Raw genomic sequence first — 19,635 nt, 5'->3', positions numbered from 1 at the left:
ATCAGAACACCTGATTCAGGCCGACCATGAATCCGGATGGATTAAACCCTGGAACGGCAACACCGACGAGGTCGCCGCCGTTGGACAGGCTGTAAGCAGCATTGCTCTTGTTGCGCATCTGGCCCCAGCTCCCATACAAGGTGGTGGCGTCGAGCACCTTGTAGATATAGGCCACGCCGGCCAGGTTGGCATCCTTGTTCGGTATCAGCGACTTGTCGTCCACCCGCGTATAGCTCGCGAGGATCGTGCCGCCGGCAACAGGTACCCCGGCGCTGACGCTCCAGCCGGACGCATCCGACAGCGACTTCGTGCCCTTTTCATACCCTCCGCCGGTAATCTTGCCATGGACATAGGTTGCATAAATCCGCGCCACGCGGAAGTCGACATTCGCCCCGACCTGGAAACCCTTGCGGGTCGCCAGACCGGTTTCGCCAAGCGAGGGATTGAAGCTGGCATTGCGCACACGCCAGGTCGTCAATGCTGCCTTGACGGGCCCGGCAGCATAAAACACGGCCAGATCGCCGCCTCGGCCGGCCCGGTCCGTAGTCGAGTTGGTCGCTGTGCCCGTAACCGTGTCGACATTGTTCCCCACACCCGAGGTCAGGGTGAGCTGCCCGGTGACGCCGCCAATTTTCGGCGAGACGTAGACCAGCGAGTTGTTCAGCCTGGTCGGCATGCTGGCGATCACCGGCAGGAAAGTGGCCGACGATCCATACAGGCCCGCCCCCATCGCCGTGCTTTCGGAAACGGAAGCGAGGTAGGATCCGGCATATTGGCGGCCGGCGGTAATGGTGCCGATCGGAAGCTTCAGGCCGGCGTAAATCTGGCGGGAGAAGAACTGCGTCCCCCCACTGGTCAGCCCGCCGGTGGAAGCGACCGTGTTATTGACGCCCAGGGCCGGGGTTCCGGTGCCGACCGTGCCCGTACTCACCGATAGTCCCGCCTCCATCAAATAGACCGCCTTGATATCGTCGCTGAGATTTTTTTCGCCCTTGATGCCCAGGCGCGGTGCCGTATAGCCGCCGGAACCGATATTGGTCTTGTGGCCGAACCCGCTGTCGGCGTGCGACACATCGACGTCGAGGACGCCATAGATCGTCAAGACAGGAACGGCCGGCCCAGTAGGTACGCCCGCCTGCAGGCCCGTCCCTCGGCTGGGACCGCCCGTCTGGATATCCTGTCCTTTTTGCGCTTCCTGTGCCGCCAAAATCTTCTGGATCAGCAGCCTTTGTTCCGCCACCTCGCGACGCAAGGCTTCGATCTCCGTTTCAGCGAAGGCCGGGATGGACATCGTCAATGCCAGTATGCCAACTGCCAGGGGTGTCAATTTGGGCAGATATTGATTGCTAAACGTCATGCTTGTCTCCTTGATTATTAGTTGCAAAATGGCATTGGGTGAATCAATTCAGCTGTCGCATGCGCGCTGAATCGGGTGCTACTCGACATACGAACGGAGGATATGAATGGCGCTTTCAGTTCTGGCCAGGCAATGGAAGAATCATAAGAAGCCCTTCCCAGTAATGTCAACATATTTACCTAAATTACTGATTAAAACTATGTAAGTACGCAACAACAGCCAAGGGCCCTCCCCGTCAAAGACCCATCAACGTCGAAAAACTGGCTTGAAAGCCACGCCCTCAGGCGCATGCCGGCGTTTTTAACGAAGAAAATGAAGAGACTCGCACCTGCGAATTTACTTGCAAGCTTCTAAATATAACAATATATTGTCTCAAAAAGCTGGGACCGTTGAGGCGTAACGAGGCCGATTTCAAGACCAGGCGCCTCAGCAATCCTTCGTCTCAAGCAGGATTTGGCGTGGACAGGGAAGCTTGACGCATCGCTGCTTAATGAAGAAATTGAACGCTCATCACATCGAAAGGGAATCCATGCCGGACACGATTCTGGAGGCGCGCAAGCTGAGCAAGGAGTTCAAGGGGTTCGCCGCAGTAAGCCAGGTCGACCTCAAGGTGCAGCGCGGCCATATCCATGCCCTGATCGGCCCCAACGGCGCCGGCAAGACCACCTGTTTCAACCTGCTGACAAAATTCCTTTCCCCCACGTCGGGCCAGATCCTGTTCAACGGCCGCGATATCACGGCAGCCAGGCCGGCCCAGATCGCCCGCATGGGCATCATTCGTTCGTTCCAGATCTCGGCCGTTTTTCCTAACCTGACGGTGCTGCAGAACGTGCGCATCGGTTTGCAGCGCCGGATCGGCACCTCGTTCAATTTTTGGGCGAGCGGGAAGCCGCTGGGCCGGCTCAACGAACGCGCCATGCAGCTGCTCGACGAAGTCGACCTGGCATGCTTTGCCGATACCATCACGGCCGACATGCCGTACGGACGCAAACGCGCGCTCGAAATCGCCGCAACCCTTGCAATGGAACCCGAGCTGATGCTGCTCGACGAACCGACCCAGGGCATGGGACACGAGGACGTGCATCGCGTCACCGCACTGATCAAGAAGGTATCCGCAGGCAGGACGATCCTCATGGTCGAACACAATATGAGCGTGGTCGCAGGCATTTGCGACCGTATCTCGGTGCTGCAGCGCGGCGCCATGCTGGCCGAGGGAAGCTACGCCGAGGTATCGGACGATCCTCGTGTAATGGAGGCGTACATGGGCACCACGAGCGCCGAGCAGGCAGGAGCGCACTGATGGCCGCGGCGCTCCAGATAAGCAAGCTGCACGCATGGTATGGCGAATCCCACATCCTGCATGACGTTAATTTGACGGTGGCGCAGGGCGAAGTCGTCACCCTGCTGGGGCGCAACGGGGCCGGTCGCACGACCACGCTGCGCGCGATCATGGGCCTTACCGGCAAACGCACCGGCTCGGTCAAGGTGGGCGGCGCCGAGTCGATCGGCCTGCCGACCTACCGGATCGCCCACCTCGGCATCGGCTATTGCCCGGAAGAGCGCGGCATCTTCTCCTCGCTGTCGACCGAGGAAAACCTGATGCTGCCGCCGGCGCTGGCCGGCGCCGGGAAAGGTATGTCGGTGCAGGAAATCTACCAGATGTTCCCGAACCTGTATGAGCGCCGCCATAGCCAGGGCACCCGGCTGTCGGGCGGCGAGCAGCAGATGCTCGCCGTGGCGCGCATCCTGCGCACCGGCGCGCGCCTGCTGCTGCTCGACGAAATCTCGGAAGGCCTGGCGCCGGTCATCGTGCAGGGCCTGGCCCGCATGATCACCACGCTCAAGGCCAAGGGCTACACCATCGTGATGGTGGAACAGAATTTCCGCTTCGCCGCCCCCCTTGCCGACCGGTTTTATGTGATGGAGCATGGCCAGATCGTCGCGGACTTCGCTGCGGCCGAATTGGACGCCAGGATGCCGGTCCTCACCGAACTGTTGGGCGTTTAGCAGCCGGCACCCAACCGCGAATGATGCTTGACCAAGGCAATTAGCCGGGTCATGCGGGCTTGCGCCGGCTGACCCACTTTTGCACCACTTAATCCGCACTGGCGCACGCAGTGCTTTTTGTACTGTTCTCCCATGGAAATCTTCGGCGTCCCGCACCAGGCAATGATGGGCCAGCTCCTGCTGGGCCTTGTCAACGGCTCGTTCTATGCCACGCTCTCGCTCGGCCTGGCCGTCATTTTCGGCCTGCTGAACGTGATCAACTTCGCGCATGGCGCCCTGTATATGATGGGGGCCTTTATCGCCTTCATCGGCGTGACGACGTTCGGATTGAATTATTGGGCAATGCTGGTCATCGCGCCCTTGCTGGTTGGCGCGTTCGGCATCATTCTCGAAAAGACCTTGCTGTGCCGGCTCTACAAGCTCGACCATTTGTACGGCTTGCTGCTCACCTTCGGCATCGCCCTGCTGCTGGAAGGCCTGTTCCGCTCCTACTTCGGTGTATCGGGCCAGACCCTGGAAGTGCCGGAACTGCTGGCGGGCGCCACCAACCTCGGCTTCATGATGCTGCCGAACTACCGCGCCTGGGTCGTGCTCGCCTCCCTCTGCATCTGCCTGGCGACCTGGTTCGTCATCGAAAAGACCAAAGTCGGCGCCTACCTGCGGGCCGGCACCGAAAACCCCAGACTGGTTGAAGCGTTCGGCGTCAACGTGCCGCTGATGGTCACGCTGACCTACGGATTCGGCGTGGCCCTGGCCGGCTTTGCCGGAGTGCTGGCGGCTCCGGTCATCAACGTCACGCCGCTGATGGGCTCGAACTTGATCATCATCGTCTTCGCCGTCGTAGTGATCGGCGGCATGGGTTCGATCACGGGTTCGGTCCTGACCGGCCTTGGCCTGGGCGTCATCGAAGGCTTCACCCGGCTGTTCTACCCGGAGGGGTCGGAAGTGGTGGTGTTCGTCGTGATGGTGGTCGTCCTGATGACCCGTCCTGCCGGCTTGTTCGGCAAAGAGAAATAACAATCGAAACGGAGCTTTGCATGAACAAAAACATCGGCTATCTCATCGGGTTTGCCATCGCGCTGGCCGCGCCCTTCATCGGCTACCCCGTGTTCCTGATGAAGCTGCTGTGCTTCGGCTTGTTCGCCTGCGCCTTCAACCTGCTGATCGGCTATACCGGGCTGCTGTCGTTCGGCCACGCAGCCTTCTTCGGTACCGCCGGCTACGTCACCGGCCACGCGCTCGGCGCGCTCGGTTTGCCGTCCGAGCTGGGCATCCTGCTGGGCGTTGCCGCTGCGGCGCTGACCGGCCTGGTCATGGGCTTGCTGGCGATTCGCCGCCAGGGCATCTACTTTTCGATGATCACCCTGGCGCTGGCCCAGATGGTGTATTTCGGCTGCTTGCGTGCGCCGTTCACCCACGGCGAAGATGGCCTGCAAGGCGTACCGCGCGGCAAGCTGCTGGGCGTGATCGACCTGTCGAATGACATCACTTTATACTACCTGGTGCTGGCGATCGCCCTCGCCGGCTTCGTGCTGATCGTGCGCATCGTCCAGTCGCCATTCGGGCAGGTGCTCAAGGCGATCAAGGACAACGAGCCGCGTGCCGTTTCGCTCGGGTTCGACGTCGGCCGCTACAAGCTGATGGCGTTCGTGCTGTCGGCCGCGCTGGCAGGGCTCGCCGGCGCAACCAAGACGCTGGTGCTGGGATTCGAGACGCTGACCGACGTGCATTGGAGCATGTCCGGCCTCGTGATCCTGATGACCCTGGTTGGGGGAATGGGGGTGCTGGGCGGCCCGCTCGTCGGCGCCTTCATCATCGTCGCACTGGAAAATAAGTTGGGCGACATCGGCGTCTTCCTGGCGCACACAACCGGCATCGAATGGTTTGCGCCGCTGGGCGAATCGGTGGGGATGGTGACCGGCCTGATCTTCATTGCCTGCGTGCTGCTGTTCCGCCGCGGAATCGTAGGCGAGATCAGCGCTGCGCTGAAGCGCAGGGCGATCTCGATGCCTCATACCCGAGCCGGCTGACGGGACGACTGGCATCCATCAGGACTACGCGAAGGAAAAACGAGACACATGGCGCTAAGGCTTGGATACGAAATCATGGCCTGCCGTCATTTGCTCGACAATAGGAGGGAGCATGAAGAAGGAGATCGCCATTGCTGCGCTCGGGCTGGCTGACGCTTCGTTGGTTTTCGCCGAACCAGCGGACATGCCCCAAATCACGGTGCTTGCCGCTGGCAGCCTGCGCGAAGCGATGACCGAACTGGGCGAGGCCTACCGCACGGAGTCCGGCGTCGGCATGTCGGCGCTATACGGTCCCTCCAGCAAGCTGCGTGAGACCATCGAGCAGGGCCGCCAAGTGGACGTGTTCGCGTCCGCAGACGTCAAGCACACCGACACGCTCGCCGCGAAGCTGCTGCTGTCGCGTTCCGTCACCTTCGCCTACAACGACCTGTGCGTGGTGTCGTCACCGAGGCTAGGCCTGACGGAGGCGAACTTGGTCGCGACCCTGTTGAAACCGGCCGTGCGGCTGGCCACCTCGACACCGGTGTCCGATCCGATGGGCGACTACACCTGGCAGTTCTTCCGCAATGCCGACAAGGAGCAGCCCGGGGCCTTCGCCCGCTTCGACGCCAAGGCTCTGAAGCTGTCGGGAGCGAGTGCGCCCGCACCCGGCCAGAAACCGCCTTACGTGACCACCTTCGAGGACGACAAAGCGGACGCCTACGTCATGTATTGTACGAACGCCGCGAGCACCCTGCGCGCCCTACCTGCCCTGAACGTGCTGCGCATTCCTGACGCGCTGAACGTGCGCAGCGCTTACGGAATCGGCGCTGCGCCATCCTCGGCCGCGGGTGAGCGCTTTGTCGCCTTCGTGCTGAGTCCGGCCGGCAAGGAAATCCTGCGTCGGCACGGCTTTAACTGAGCGCCGTTGTAGGGATGACTGCTGCTCGGTTCAGGAAGACGCGGCCTTGTAGCCATCGGTGGCGCCGGCAACGATGATCATGGTCTTCAGTTCGCCGCGACCGGCGACCTTCGCCCGGTGTTTAGGCGAGCTGATCTATTCGATCAACTGTGTCGCCCCTGTTACATTTTATTTCATTTCTTCTTGGAAATTAGTTTCCACAGGGATATATTTACGGTTCCCCGGCAGTGTGCCGCTGCCCAGCCATAGGAGAACCCATGAGCACCACCTACGATTCGACCGTCAACGCATTTTACGTTGCCTTCTACGGCCGCCCGGCTGACCCTGCTGGCCTGGCGTACTGGTCGCAGCAGCTCGCCCAGGCGGGCGGTGACTTCAGCGTCATCAAGGAACCGTTCGCTAATTCGCAGGAAGCCACCGTCCGCTTCAGCTCGACCACTGCGGCCGATCGCGTCACTGAAATCTACCAACAGCTGTTCAACCGTGCCCCGGATGCCGCCGGCCTGTCGTACTGGGTTGACGCCGTGAGCAAGGGCCACGCGAGCATGGCCGACGTGGCGATCAACGTACTGCAGGGCGCGCTCGACAGCGACGCATCCCTGGTCAACCTGCGCCAGAAGGCGGCGGCGCAATTCACCGCGCATGTGGCAGCGACAGGCAGTTCGTACGACGGCTATGAGGCCATCCAGGCCGGCCAGCTGCTGGTCAAGTCAGTCAACTCGACCACCACCAGCACGGACATCGATAACATGGTCACCGCCGCCAGCAGCCTGGCAAGCACGGCCAAGGACGCGCCAAGCGTGATCGATTCGCTGGCAGGCAGCGGCACTTCGCTTGCCGACCTGGCCGACGCGCCGCAGGGCAAGACCGATCCGGTCACACTACTGCAGGCGCTGGCCGAGGCGGCCAAGCAGGGTGCAACCGACCCGGCCAGCATGGCGCAGCTGCTGCGTGGCGGCGGCATGGGTCAAGTGCTCAAGACCATGCCGCCGGGGACCAGCCTGCCTGACCTGATCAAGGCGCTGGCCAGCGGCGGCATGCCGGCCGCCACCGACCTGGTCTACCGTGGCCATGGGCCGCAGGGCGGTGATGCCATCGCGCCGACGGTCAAGTCGATTGCGTATGGCAACAACGACGGCAGCCTTGCGGTTGGCGACAAGGTAAGCTTCAACGTGAAGTTCAGCGAAGCGGTCCAGGTCAAGGGCGAGCCGCATCTGCTGTTGAATAACGAAGGCGTGGCGCATTACGTCAGCGGCAGTGGCACCGACACGCTGGTGTTCAGCTACACAGTGGGTGCCGGCGACCAGAGCACCACCGACCTGGCAACCGCTGCCTCGCACGCGCTGGGCGGCTCGATCCGCGACCTGGCTGGCAACGCGCTGGTTGCCACCGGAGCCGATAAGATCAACCCGGACGGCACGCTGGCCGTGGTGGCCCAGCCGGCCACGACCGGCGGCGGCACGTCAGGCAGCACGCTGAAGATTGTCGCTGACGCCGCAGGCCTGCATATCTCCGGCATGACCGCCGGCGACATCAGCCTGGTCGATCCGGTCACCAAAACCGCGACGCACGTCGGCACCATCAGCGCTGGTCAGGCGACGCTGGGCGAACAGGCCCAAGTGGCGAGTGGCGCCGTGTCCGTGACCACCTCCACCGGCACGACCAGCACCGGCGCCACCGTGACCGACAGCAGCGGCGCCGTCTACACGCTGGGCACGGCATCAGGCGATACCGTCGGCGGTACCCACGTCTGGGGCTTCGGCGGCAATGACACCATCACTGGCACCACCGGCGCTGACACGATTTCGGGCGGCGCGGGCGCAGACCACATCAACCTGGGCGTTGACCAGGTGGTCGACGTGCTCCTGTACGGCAAGGGCGACACAGGTACACATGTCTTCACCGACGGTGGTTCCATCTCGGCAATGGACGTGATCGTCAACATGGGCCTGAACGACGTGATCCAGGTGGCCGCAGGCACTTTCAGCGGCACCGTGACCGGTCACACGACCTACCTGGCGGACGCCACCGCCAACAACTACGCCATCGTCCAGGGTTCGGACGTTGGCGGCGTGTTCAAGGCTGGCACGGGAACGACCAACGACGACTACATGATCCAGTGGTCGGATGGCACCTCCGTCAGCAGCATCGTGGTGGAGAATTTTGGCACGACCGCGCCGACGCTGCATGTCGATCCGGCCACCGGCACGATCACGCTGGTGGCTGCTACCGTCGTAGTGGTGGGTAGCGTTGCTCCTGTGCACGGCTAAACCTGAAGCCGCGTCCCGCGGCCACTGCCGGATGACCCCGAACCCCGGTGCCACAATGGCCCGGGGTTTTTTGCGCTCCAGCGTGCCCCCAAGTAGACCTCGCAGGCAAGCGTCCGCTCTTAAAGCCGAGCATGCCAAGGCTACTGGACGGGAATGCAAAATTTCCATTAAAAACAGTTCTGGATGATCGTAACCAGATGTAGAGGCCTTACCGAAGCAGCAAAAGCTGCCGGGCAGGCAGCCCGTTCATGCCGCCAGGAGGCCTAACAGGGTGTGGACGAAATCAAACCCGATAAGTCAGTCTATTGAGTAGCATACGCGCCTCGGCGAGCCATACCCAGGCGGCCGAGATAGTTAGAGCCTAATAAACCTGTTCTTGTCGTCAAAGCAACGGGGGCGTACACTGAGCCGTTCCAGACGTCTGCAATCGGGGCCACAAGCAGACAATTGAAAACAGGAGAAATAATGCATATTGGCTTGATTGGCGGTATTGGACCGGCAGCGACCGAATTCTATTACCGTGCTTTGGTAAGCCTCTACGCCAAAGCGAATCGGAGGCTGGAGCTCACGATTGCCAATGCAGACGCAAGGGAAATGATCAGTAACTTGGAAGCCGGAGACAAAAAAGCCCAGGCAGTGGTCTTCGCCAAGTATATTGATCAGCTCAAGGCAGCAGGTTGTGAAGCTGTCGCGGTGACATCGATGGGTGGACACTTCTGCATGGATGCGCTGAAACCGATATCGAGCCTTCCGCTCATCAGCGCGCTGCCCGCGCTCCAGGCTCATTTCGCCACAAGAAACATAAAAAAAGTCGGTGTCCTGGGTGCACGGGCTGTCATGGAATCAAGCTTATATGGACTCGCGGGCGTGGATGTAGTCACTGTTCCGGATGAAGAGTTAGGAACGGCGCACGCACACTACGTTGCCATGGCAGTTGCTGGGAAAGCGACCGATGACCAGCGTGCATACTTCGAAGATGCTGCAATGCGTCTCCTTAACAAACAGGGCGCACAGGCCATCGTATTGGGCGGCACCGATCTCTTTCTCGCGTTCGACAAACCTCACTATTCGTATCCGGTCGTAGATTGTGCCTTAGTTCATGCAGAAGAAATTGCGCGATTGGGAATGAGCTAAACGTCAGAATCCCGTGCTTTCGCTGACCGATGGGCACGGGACAAATCAAGGACAGACCCGCTACCGTGGGGCCGTTTTCATTTATTTATTACATTAAAACGTTTCCCACTCAGCCCTAGATGTTGCGGCCGCGGCAGCGCTACCGCTCGTCGATACCGCGCTCCGGCTAGTCGGCAGGGCTTGTCTAGCAGACTTCGCGATGATCGGCTTCGCCGGCGTTTGCGGACGGTCAGGGGTTTGTTGCGCGAACTGGCGGTCGAGCTTGAACACGCTGACCACTTCCGCCAGTTGCGACGCCTGTTCCTGCATCGACTCAGAGGCGGCCGCGGCTTCTTCGACCAGTGCTGCATTTTGCTGCGTGACGTGGTCCATCTGGGTAACAGCCTCGTTGATTTCAGCGATTCCGGCTGTTTGCTCCTGGGTGGCATTCATGATCTCGCCGATGATGGTTGTGACCCGCTCGACGCTCTCGACGATGCTGCCCATCGTTGTACCTGCCTGGTCAACCAGCTGTGCACCGGTATTTACCTTTTCAACGGAGTCGCCGATCAGATCTTTAATTTCCTTGGCCGCGGCGCCGGAGCGCTGGGCCAAGTTGCGCACTTCACTCGCGACCACCGCAAAGCCCCTACCCTGTTCCCCAGCGCGAGCGGCCTCTACCGCAGCGTTCAGTGCGAGGATGTTGGTCTGGAAGGCGATACCGTCGATCACGCTGATGATGTCGACTATCTTTTTCGATGACTCGTTAATTGCCGTCATCGTATCGATGACTCGGCCGACGACAATCCCACCGTCTTGCGCGATGCGAGAAGCAGATACGGCCAGCTCGTTGGCGTGGCGAGCATTGTCGGCGGTTTGCTTGACGGTGGAAGTGAGTTCTTCCATTGACGCGGCAGTCTCTTCCAGCGAGCTCGCCTGCTGTTCCGTTCGTGACGACAGGTCGAGATTACCTGCAGCGATTTCGCTCGAGGCGGTGGCGATCGTATCGGTGCTTGTCCGTACCCTGCTGACAATGCCAGCCAAGTTGCCGCGCATGTTCTTCATCGCATACAACAGGCTGGACTGGTCGCCCGGTCGCGTGACCACGTCGACGTCCAGGTTGCCGTCTGCGATTTGGCGGGCGATCTCAGCCGCCAACACGGGCTCGCCTCCGATTGACCGCTCAATGTTGCGTACGATGAGAAGAATGCCCAGCGTCAGGCCGATCCCGATCACACCCAGCAGTGCGCCAGCCACGGCCAAATCATGGTGAAACGCTGCATCCAGGTCGTCAACGTAGAGTCCCGTCATGAAGGTCCAGCCCCACGGCTTGTAGCTGTTGTCGTAGGCCAGCTTGGGCACCGGCTTGTCATCGCCCGGTTTTGCCCACCTGTAGGTGGTGAATCCGGCAGCGCCGTCGCGCGAGACGTTCAGGGCGTCGATATAGACCTGCACGCCATCCGTATCCTTCATCGCCGCTGGGTCGGTACCGACGAGTGCCGGCTTCATAGGGTGCATCAGAACCTTATGGGGGTCCACGATCGTGAAATATCCCGCCTCCCCGTAGCGCAAGCTCTTGATCCGCAAAAGAGCCTGCTTTTTCGCTTCGTCTTCGGGCATGGCCCCAGATTGCGCCAGATCGCCGTATTCCTTCGTGATCGACAAGGCCATGTCGCCGGCGTTGCGCAGTTGCGCCTTGCGCTCGTCGAGCCGCAGCGTCTTGGTTTGTGCAAGATTGAACATCATCACGACCATAAGACAGACCCAGCTGATGATCAGTGGAAGGAACAGCTTTGCGCGAAAAGAGAGTTTCATAGGCGTAGAGGATGGGAGGCGATCATTCGTAGGAGCTTTCCTACAGCCCGTCAACTTTAAACTCTTATCTATTTCACAGTCCACCGATACTTACAATCCGACATGCATATGTCGAGGTTGAAGGGAGAGTGGTTGTGCACAAGCAACAGGAGGCGCAGAACGGGTCGTTGGATTGCCACGGCTGAAGCGCCACGACGATCGTAAACGTGCGTACGGCAACTGTCGACCCGAAGCAGCCTCTCAGGCGTTTCGGAAGCGGACGCTCATACATCGGACTTTACGATGTTGTCGGTAACAGCACGGTTGGCTTGAGATCCGGGTGTCCCTGCAGTTGCAGGGCCATCTGCTCGAACATCAACTGTCCGGCTACCGGGTGCGAAAAAGTCCTGACACCGCCTTCCCGTGTCATCACTTCCTGTGCATTCCAGAGGTGCAGAAAGTCGCTGCTCTGCGTTCGCAACATGGTCACCATGTCGTTGATCGGCGGTTCATCCATTCCCTTACCGCATTCGGCCCGAAACTCTGCTACCAAGCGCCTGGCGCGTTCTGCCCAATCAGTGATGAATTCTTTGGCTGAACGCTCCAGGAACATGAACCGGAGCAAGTTCGGTACTTGGAACGATGGTGTATCGGTACCGCGCCGTTCATCCCAAAGTGTAAGGCGCTGGAAACGCCTGCAGGCTTACCAAGCTCTAACGGAACCGCAAACGGTAGCAGCGGACGCTGCGCGATGCCCATATCAACCAACAGCCCTATGTCAGCGCAGTGTCCGTCAACCGCTCCCTGGGCCTCGACGGTAGCTGGTGTACCCATAGGGCACAGCGGCCACAAATGAAAAAGGGCTAGCTTCCGCTAACCCTTTGAATTATTTGGTCGGGGCGAGAGGATTCGAACCTCCGACCCCCTGCACCCCATGCAGGTACGCTACCAGGCTGCGCTACGCCCCGACTCAGCCTGCAATTATATCAGAGGCGGACGAAATGATAAGACTTTTGTTACTTCCACTCACCGCGCAAGGCCAGCACCTCCTCGTACAGCCCCTCCGGCGTGACCTCCTGCGGCGGCACCGGCCGGCCCACCGCCAGCGCCAGGCGTGAGCGCCAGCCGCACGCGAACGAACGTTCGAACAGGTTCGACGGGTCGCGCGAGAACAGGCTGCCCCACAGCCCGCGCAGCGCCATCGGGATCACCGGCACCTTGCTGCGCTCGACGATCCTGGCGATGCCGCCGCGGAATTCGTTCATGTCGCCGGTGTGGGTCAGCTTGCCTTCCGGGAAGATGCAGACCAGCTCGCCTTCATGCAGGGCCTGGGCGATGTCGATGAAGGCTTTTTCCATCAGCCAGGGATCTTCCTTGGCCGGCGCGATCGGGATCGCTTTCGCCGTGCGGAAGATGAAGCCCAGCAGCGGGGTCTTGAAAATGCGGTGGTCCATCACGAAGCGGATCGGGCGCGGGCTGGCCGCCATGATCACGATCGCGTCGACGTAGCTGACGTGGTTGCAAACCAGTACCGCCGCGCCCTCTTCCGGAATCCGGTCGGTATCCACGGTCGAGACGCGGTGGATGGTGTGGATCAGCAGCCAGGCCAGGAAGCGCATCAGGAATTCCGGCACCAGCGAGAAGATGTAGACGGCGACGACCGCATTCAGCAGCGCCGTGGTCAGGAACATCTCGGGGATCGTGAAGCCCCGCTTGATCAGGAATACGGCCAGGCCGGCCGCCGCCACCATGAACAGCGCGTTCAAGATGTTGGTGCCGGCGATCGTGCGCGACATGTGCCTGGGGTCGCAGCGGGTCTGGATCAGGGCGAACAGCGGCACGATGAAGAAGCCGCCGAACACGCCCAGCAGCAGCAGGTCGGCCAGGATCCGCAGCGTCCCCGCCTGGTGCAGCAGCTTGACGAAGTCGACCGGCGCGGTATTCGTGTAGCCCTGGCTGGCGAAGTACAGGTCGATACCGAATAAGGAGAGGCCGATCGCGCCGAAAGGCACCAGGCCGATCTCGACCTTGCGGCCGGACAGCTTCTCGCACAGCAGCGAGCCGGCGCCGATGCCGAGCGAGAAAATGGTCAGCAGCAGCACGAACACGCTATGGTCGCCGTGCAGGTAGTCTTTGGCGTACAGCGGAAATTGCGACAGCACCAGCGCGCCATAGAACCAGAACCAGGAATTGCCGAGCATCGACAGGAATACGGTGCGGTTCTGGCGCGAGTACGCCAGGTTGCGCAGCGACTCGGCGACCGGGTTGCGGCTGATGGCGAGGTCGGGCGCCGGCGCCGGCGAATGCGGAATGCGCCAGCTGGTGAGCAGCCCCAGCACGGCGACGCAGAGGGTGCCGCCGGCCACCAGGCGGATGCCCCAGGCGCCCTGCCCGGCCAGCACCGCGCCCATCACCTCGCCCAGCAGGATGCCGACGAAGGTCCCCATCTCGATCACGCCGTTGCCGCCGACCAGCTCTTCCGGCCGCAGGTGCTGCGGCAGGTAAGCGTACTTGACCGGGCCGAACAGGGTCGAGTGCACGCCCATGCCGGCCACCGCCGCCACCAGCAGCCACAGCGTGTGGGTCATCCAGCCCAGCGCCGCCACCGCCATGATGCCGATCTCGAGCAGCTTGACCCAGCGTGCCAGCCGGCCCTTCTCGACCTTGTCGGCGATCTGGCCGGCGGTCGCCGAGAACACCACGTAGGGCAGGATGAACAGTCCGGGGATCAGGTTGTTCAGCAGCGCCGGCGCCATGCTGGTCCAGGACAGCGCGTCGTAGGTGAGCACGACCATCAGCGCGGTCTTGAACAGGTTGTCGTTGAAGGCGCCGAGGAACTGGGTCCAGAAGAAGGGACCGAAGCGGCGTTGCGCCAGCAGGGCGAACTGGCTGGTATGGTTCGGATGGCTCATGCGGTCAAGTCGCAGCGTTGTGGAGATGTGTAATCTACCGCACAACACGCACTTGAACAAACCTCAGCGCATCCTGGCCCAGGCGCGGAACAAAGGGCCGATCGTCAGCACCACGACCACCATGCGCGACACGTGAAAGGCCGTCACCACCGGCACGCCCAGGTGCAGCACGCGCGCCGTCAGCGACATCTCGGCGATGCCGCCGGGCGAGGTCGCCAGCAGCATGGTGCCCGGATGCAGGCCCGTGACGTAGGCCAGGCACAGGGCGAATCCGGCCGCCAGCAGCATGGTGACGGCGGTGCACGCGGCCACGCTGGCCAGGTAGCGCGGCGCGGTGTGCACGAAGCGCGGCGTGAAGCGCGTGCCGAGCGAAACGCCGATGAACAGCTGGCCGGCGCGGATCATCCACTCGGGCAGGCGCGAGAGCTCGATGCCGGCCGCGGTCAGCGCCAGCGCCACCAGCAGCGGTCCGATCACCCAGGCGTTCGGCAACTGCAGGCGCTTGAGCAGCAGCGCGGCGCTGGCGGTCAATGCGATCAGGATCAGCAGGCCGCCCGGATGCACGGTGGCGGCCAGCGGCACGAACAGGTCGATCCCGGCACCCCAGCCGTGGCTGCTCCACCAGCGCACCGCGAACGGGATCGTGCCGACCACCATCATGATGCGCAGGCTGTGGGCGGCGGCCACGCGCTCGACCACGGCGCCGTGGCGCTCGCCCTGCACCGCCATCTCGGAGGCACCGCCGACCGCCATCGCGAAGAAGGCGGTGGCTTCGTCGGTGCCGGACAGGCGGCGCAGCATGGCGCCGGCCACCATGCCTAGGCAGATCGCCACCGCCACCGCCAGCACGATCCACGGCAGGTTGCGCGCCAGCGCGGCCAGCACCGGGGCGCTGAAGTACAGGCCGAGCGCGGTGCCGATCGCCCATTGGCCGGCCTCGCGCGCCTGCACCGGCGCACCCAGGCGGGCGCCCAGCATGCAGGCCAGCGCGGTCGAGAACAGCGGCCCGATCATCCACGGCAGCGGGGTGTCGAGCGCGATGCAGGCCTCGGCCGCGGCAAACGCCAGGACCACGGCCGGCAGGAAAGCGCGCAGCGTTCCTCTTAGAACACCCACAGCTTCTCGGCCGGCATCTCGAGCCAGTACTGGCCCGGATCGATGCGGTACTTCGAATAGGCGCGCACGCTGGCCTCGCCCTGCTTGAACAGGCATTCCCAGCGGTCGCCCAGGTACATGCAGGTCGACAGCGGCAACTGGATGCCGTTGTCCACCTGCTGGCGGCCGATGCGCACTTCTTCGACGCGGATCAGGGCGGCAGGTTCGCCTGCACCCGCGGCGCTGTCGCCGGTGCCGCGCGTGGTGGCGTTCAGCGCCATGCCCTCGACCTGCAGACGCGCGGTGCCGCCGTTGCGGGCGACCACGCGCGCCGGCAGGCGGTTGTTGCTGCCCATGAACTCGGCGGTGAACAGGGTGTCGGGCGACTCGTACATCGATTGCGGCGTGCCCTGCTGCTCGATCTTGCCGTTATTCAGCAGCAGGATGCGGTCCGAGATCGCCATCGCCTCGGCCTGGTCGTGGGTCACCATCAGGGCCGACAGGCCCAGGCGCACGATCAGCTCGCGCAGGAAGGCGCGCGCTTCCTCGCGCAGCTTGGCGTCCAGGTTCGACAGCGGCTCGTCGAGCAGGATCACGGGCGGGTTGTAGACCAGGGCGCGGGCGATCGCCACGCGCTGCTGCTGGCCGCCGGACAGCTGGTGCGGGAAGCGCTGGCCCAGGTGGCCCAGGCCGAGCTGGGACAGCACTTCGTTCACCTTGCCTTCGATCTCGCGGGCCGCCATCTTGCGCAGCTTGAGGCCGTAGGCGACGTTGTCGAACACGGTCTTGTGCGGCCACAGCGCGTAGGACTGGAACACCAGGCCGAGGTTGCGCGACTCGGCCGGCAGCTCCAGCTTCTGGCTGCCGTCGAACACGCGGCGCTCGCCGATGTCGATGCTGCCCGCCTTCGGGCTTTCCAGGCCGGCCACGGCGCGCAGCAGCGTGGTCTTGCCGCTGCCCGAGGGGCCCAGCAGGGCCACTACTTCGCCGCGCTGAAGGTGCATCGACACGCCTTTCAGGATCGGGTTGGCGGTGGCGCCGCTGCCGTAGTCGAGGTGCAGGTCGTTGACGGTCAAAACGTTCATTGTGGTGTCTCGCAATTCGTTGGTCATGATGCTTGATGACGATTAGTTATGCAGCTTGACGCCGAAGCGCAGCGCGATGCCCAGGCCGATGGCCACGAGCGTGATGTTGATGAAGGACAGCGCCGCCACCAGGTCGGTCGAGCCGCCGGCCCACAGCGACACCAGCATCGCGCCGATCACTTCGGTGCCCGGCGAGAGCAGGTACACGCCGGTCGAGTATTCGCGCTCGAAGATCAGGAACACCATCAGCCAAGCGCCCAGCATGCCGAACTTGATCAGCGGGATGGTGACGTCGCGGGTCACGCGGCCGCGGCTGGCGCCGACCGCGCGCGCCGCTTCTTCCAGCTCCGGACCGACCTGCAGCAGCGAGGTCGAGACCAGGCGCATGCCGTAGGCCAGCCACACCACCGAATAGGCCAGCCACAGCGCGAAGATGGTCGAGCGCACCTGGCGCAGCGCCGGGATGAAATGCTCGGACAGCCAGCGGGCCACGTCGTTGTCGAAGTTGTGCAGCAGGCCGTCCAGCCAGCTCGGCACGAACAGGAATACCCACAGGAAGGACAGGCCGGCCAGCAGGCCCGGCACCGCGCGCGGTACCAGCACGCTGTAGTCGAGCAGGCGGGTGACGCCGTCCGGCTTGCGGTGCATGGCCAGCGCGATCGCGGTGTAGCACACGACAGCGACGCCGCCGCCGATCACGCCGATCAGGATGGTGTTGACGATGCCGCGCACCAGCGAAGGCTGTTCCCAGATGTCGCGGAAGTGCTGCAGGGTCAGCACGTCGGCCAGGTTCACTCCCTCGCCCCAGTACTGGACGAACGAGCGCAGCACGATGCCGGACAGCGGCAGCACGACGGTGACCAGGATCCAGGCGCCCAGCAGGGCCATGGCGACCCACTTCCACTTGCCCAGCGGGAGCGGCTTCTGGCGCGCACCCTTGCCCTTGATCGACACATATTTGTTGGCCGACTTCAGCAGCCAGCGCTGCATCATCACCAGCGGCATGGTCACCGCCACCAGGCACACGGCCACCGCGGCCATCAGGTGGTAGGACGGGGTGCCCAGCTTGTTGGTCAGCTTGTACAGGTAGGTCGCCAGCACCAGGTGGCCTTCCGGATCGCCCAGCACCAGCACCAGGCCGAACACCTCGAAGCCGAGGAAGAACACCAGCACGCCGGCGTAGGCCAGCGCCGGCATGATCATCGGCAGCGACACGTTGAACATCACCTGCCACGGCGAAGCGCCGGACACGCGCGCCGCTTCTTCGACGTCCGAGCCCAGGCTCTTCAGCGCCGACGAGGCATACAGGTACACGTGCGGCACGTGGGTCAGGCCGGCGATCACGACGATGCTGGTGAACGAGTACACGTTCCACGGGACGATGCCGAGCAGCTGGTGCACCCAGGTCGTGTAGAAGCCCACCGGGCCCATCGACACCACATAGCCGAAGCCCATCACCATCGGCGACACGAAGATCGGCACCAGCAGGACCGGCGCGATCCAGCCGCGGCCCGGCAGGTCGGTGCGCACCATCAGGAAGGCCAGCATGCCGCCCAGCGGCACGGCGATCGCGGCCAGGCCCGATGCCAGCAGCATGCCGTTCTTGAACGCCAGCCAGAAGTCGGCGTCGTCGAAGATGAAGCGGAAAGCGTCCAGCCCGAGATGCTTGTCGGGCATGAAGAAAGGCGCCGTCAGGAAGCTCTGGTAGAACACCAGGAACAGCGGCAGGAAGATCGCCAGGCAGGTGAGCAGGACGACGATGGCGCGCGTCCAGTTCAGGCGCGGCTTGCGCGCGGCCGCAGCGTCATGCGCGGCGCCGGATTTGAGGCGTGCGCCCGGCAGGGAAAAGGTAGGCATGGGGAGATCCGATCAGACAGCGAAAACGGGAACGGCAGGCGGGCGGGCCGATGGCCGGAAGGCTGGCCCGCCCCGGGTGCTACGTGATGCTTACTTCTTGCCGGCGGTGGCTTTCCATTCCTTCAGGAAGGCCATGCGGATCGCCGGATCCAGGTATTCCGCCACGGACGGGTTGACCGGCAGCGGCTTGATGTTCTTCTCACCGATCATCTTGATCAGGTCGCTCGACGTGGTTTCGCCGGTGACGTCGGTACGGATCGCAAACAGCTTGGCGCCGTTGGCGACGACGGTCTGGCCGCGGTGCGACAGCAGGTAGTCGGTCCACAGCTTGGCGGCGTTCGGGTGCTTGGCCGACTTGTTGATGAACTGGACGCGCGAGATGATCAGCGTGTAGTCCTTCGGCAGCACCACGCCCAGCGACGGGTCGGTCTTGGCGCGCACCAGGGCGTAGGAGCCGAGCACGTTGTAGCCGATCAGGTTCTCGCCCGAGGAGATACGCTCCAGCATGGTGCCGGTCGAGGACTGTACGCGCACCTTGGCGGCGCCGAAGGCCTGTTCGAGCTGCTTGAACTGCGGGAAGTCTTTCTCGTCCTGGGCCATGAACATGAAGCCGACGCCGGATTTCTCGATGTCGTAGGTGGTGACCTTGTCCTGGAACTTCGGCTGGCTGATGAGGCGCACGAAATCGGCGTGGGTCTGCGGAATCTCGGCACCGGTCACCAGGCGCTTGTTGTACACGAAGGCGGCCGGTTCGAAGGTGGTGCCGTAGGCGGTGTCCTTCCACACGGCCCAGCCCGGGATCTTGGACGCTTCGACCGACTTGTACGGCATCGCGTAGCCGCCGGCGGCCAGCTTCATCTGCAGGTCCATCGCCGAAGACCACAGCACGTCGGCGGTGTCGCCGCCGGCCGCGGATTCGGAGATGAAGCGGTTGTACACTTCGGTCGAGTTCATGTCGTTGTACTCGACCGAGATGCCCGGGTAGAGGGCGTTGAAGTCCTTGATCAGCGGCGCCGCGGCCTTGCTGTCGGTGGCGCCGTAGATCACCAGCTTGGCTTCCTTCTTGGCGCCGTCGATCAGTTGCTGGTAGTTGGCGGGATAGCCGGCGGGCACCTGGGCCAGGGCCAGCGGGCTTGCGAGCGCGGCTACGGAAGCAACGGCGGCGGCGATGATGGTTTTAGTGAAATGCATGTCGTCTCCTTGATTTATTGGTA

Annotated in this window: 15 protein-coding genes and 1 tRNA gene; 7 read left to right on the top strand and 9 right to left on the bottom strand. The window is 62.8% G+C overall.

Going from position 1 to position 19,635, the window contains the following annotated elements:
• Position 1 precedes the first annotated feature (1 nt).
• On the bottom strand, positions 2-1,357 hold the full coding sequence (locus ACI48D_RS01165) for a porin (protein ID WP_435569374.1): 1,356 nt from the start codon (positions 1,355-1,357) through the stop codon (positions 2-4).
• Between the two features lie 529 nt (positions 1,358-1,886).
• Here ACI48D_RS01165 and ACI48D_RS01160 point away from each other — a divergent pair.
• From ACI48D_RS01160 to ACI48D_RS01130, 7 genes are all read left to right on the top strand, one after another.
• Positions 1,887-2,657 carry an ABC transporter ATP-binding protein gene (locus ACI48D_RS01160; protein WP_435569455.1) on the top strand — a complete coding sequence of 257 codons (771 nt, stop codon included), beginning with the start codon at positions 1,887-1,889 and terminating at the stop codon, positions 2,655-2,657.
• Complete coding sequence (locus ACI48D_RS01155) at positions 2,657-3,364, top strand: ABC transporter ATP-binding protein (RefSeq protein WP_435569373.1); 708 nt, start codon at positions 2,657-2,659, stop codon at positions 3,362-3,364. Before ACI48D_RS01160 ends, ACI48D_RS01155 begins: the two co-directional genes overlap by 1 nt.
• A gap of 132 nt (positions 3,365-3,496) precedes the next feature.
• A complete protein-coding gene (locus ACI48D_RS01150) occupies positions 3,497-4,381 on the top strand; it encodes a branched-chain amino acid ABC transporter permease (RefSeq protein ID WP_435569372.1) in 885 nt (294 codons plus the stop codon).
• A gap of 20 nt (positions 4,382-4,401) precedes the next feature.
• Positions 4,402-5,394 (top strand): branched-chain amino acid ABC transporter permease, encoded by a 993-nt coding sequence (locus ACI48D_RS01145; protein WP_435569371.1) that lies wholly within the window; start codon positions 4,402-4,404, stop codon positions 5,392-5,394.
• Between the two features lie 112 nt (positions 5,395-5,506).
• The gene (locus tag ACI48D_RS01140; protein WP_435569370.1) at positions 5,507-6,295 is read left to right on the top strand and encodes a substrate-binding domain-containing protein; all 789 of its coding nucleotides are present in this window, start codon (positions 5,507-5,509) and stop codon (positions 6,293-6,295) included.
• A 257-nt stretch (positions 6,296-6,552) separates the two neighbouring features.
• The gene (locus tag ACI48D_RS01135) at positions 6,553-8,565 is read left to right on the top strand and encodes a DUF4214 domain-containing protein (protein WP_435569369.1); all 2,013 of its coding nucleotides are present in this window, start codon (positions 6,553-6,555) and stop codon (positions 8,563-8,565) included.
• A 465-nt stretch (positions 8,566-9,030) separates the two neighbouring features.
• A complete protein-coding gene (locus tag ACI48D_RS01130; protein ID WP_435569368.1) occupies positions 9,031-9,699 on the top strand; it encodes an aspartate/glutamate racemase family protein in 669 nt (222 codons plus the stop codon).
• A 93-nt stretch (positions 9,700-9,792) separates the two neighbouring features.
• Here ACI48D_RS01130 and ACI48D_RS01125 read toward each other — a convergent pair whose 3' ends face one another.
• The 8 genes from ACI48D_RS01125 to ACI48D_RS01090 form a co-directional block, all read right to left on the bottom strand.
• The gene (locus ACI48D_RS01125; protein ID WP_435569367.1) at positions 9,793-11,493 is read right to left on the bottom strand and encodes a methyl-accepting chemotaxis protein; all 1,701 of its coding nucleotides are present in this window, start codon (positions 11,491-11,493) and stop codon (positions 9,793-9,795) included.
• A gap of 277 nt (positions 11,494-11,770) precedes the next feature.
• Positions 11,771-12,097, bottom strand: coding sequence for a hypothetical protein (locus ACI48D_RS01120; RefSeq protein ID WP_435569366.1), 327 nt, complete (start codon positions 12,095-12,097; stop codon positions 11,771-11,773).
• A 266-nt stretch (positions 12,098-12,363) separates the two neighbouring features.
• Positions 12,364-12,440, bottom strand: a tRNA-Pro gene (locus tag ACI48D_RS01115).
• 48 nt (positions 12,441-12,488) lie between these two features.
• On the bottom strand, positions 12,489-14,384 hold the full coding sequence (locus ACI48D_RS01110; RefSeq protein WP_435569365.1) for an MFS transporter: 1,896 nt from the start codon (positions 14,382-14,384) through the stop codon (positions 12,489-12,491).
• A 63-nt stretch (positions 14,385-14,447) separates the two neighbouring features.
• The gene (locus ACI48D_RS01105; RefSeq protein WP_435569364.1) at positions 14,448-15,500 is read right to left on the bottom strand and encodes an AbrB family transcriptional regulator; all 1,053 of its coding nucleotides are present in this window, start codon (positions 15,498-15,500) and stop codon (positions 14,448-14,450) included.
• On the bottom strand, positions 15,488-16,564 hold the full coding sequence (locus ACI48D_RS01100; protein ID WP_435569363.1) for an ABC transporter ATP-binding protein: 1,077 nt from the start codon (positions 16,562-16,564) through the stop codon (positions 15,488-15,490). The genes ACI48D_RS01105 and ACI48D_RS01100 overlap by 13 nt, the downstream gene beginning before the upstream one ends.
• A 42-nt stretch (positions 16,565-16,606) precedes the next feature.
• Positions 16,607-18,421, bottom strand: a complete 1,815-nt coding sequence (locus ACI48D_RS01095) for an ABC transporter permease (protein WP_435569362.1) — start codon at positions 18,419-18,421, stop codon at positions 16,607-16,609.
• A gap of 90 nt (positions 18,422-18,511) precedes the next feature.
• The gene (locus tag ACI48D_RS01090; protein ID WP_435569361.1) at positions 18,512-19,612 is read right to left on the bottom strand and encodes an ABC transporter substrate-binding protein; all 1,101 of its coding nucleotides are present in this window, start codon (positions 19,610-19,612) and stop codon (positions 18,512-18,514) included.
• Positions 19,613-19,635: the final 23 nt, after the last annotated feature.

Origin of the sequence: Massilia sp. LXY-6, from assembly GCF_051233485.1 — a bacterium.
Classification (GTDB): Bacteria; Pseudomonadota; Gammaproteobacteria; order Burkholderiales; family Burkholderiaceae_D; genus Telluria.
Note: the sequence above shows the minus strand (reverse complement) of the source record. Positions and strands in the feature narration are given on the sequence as shown.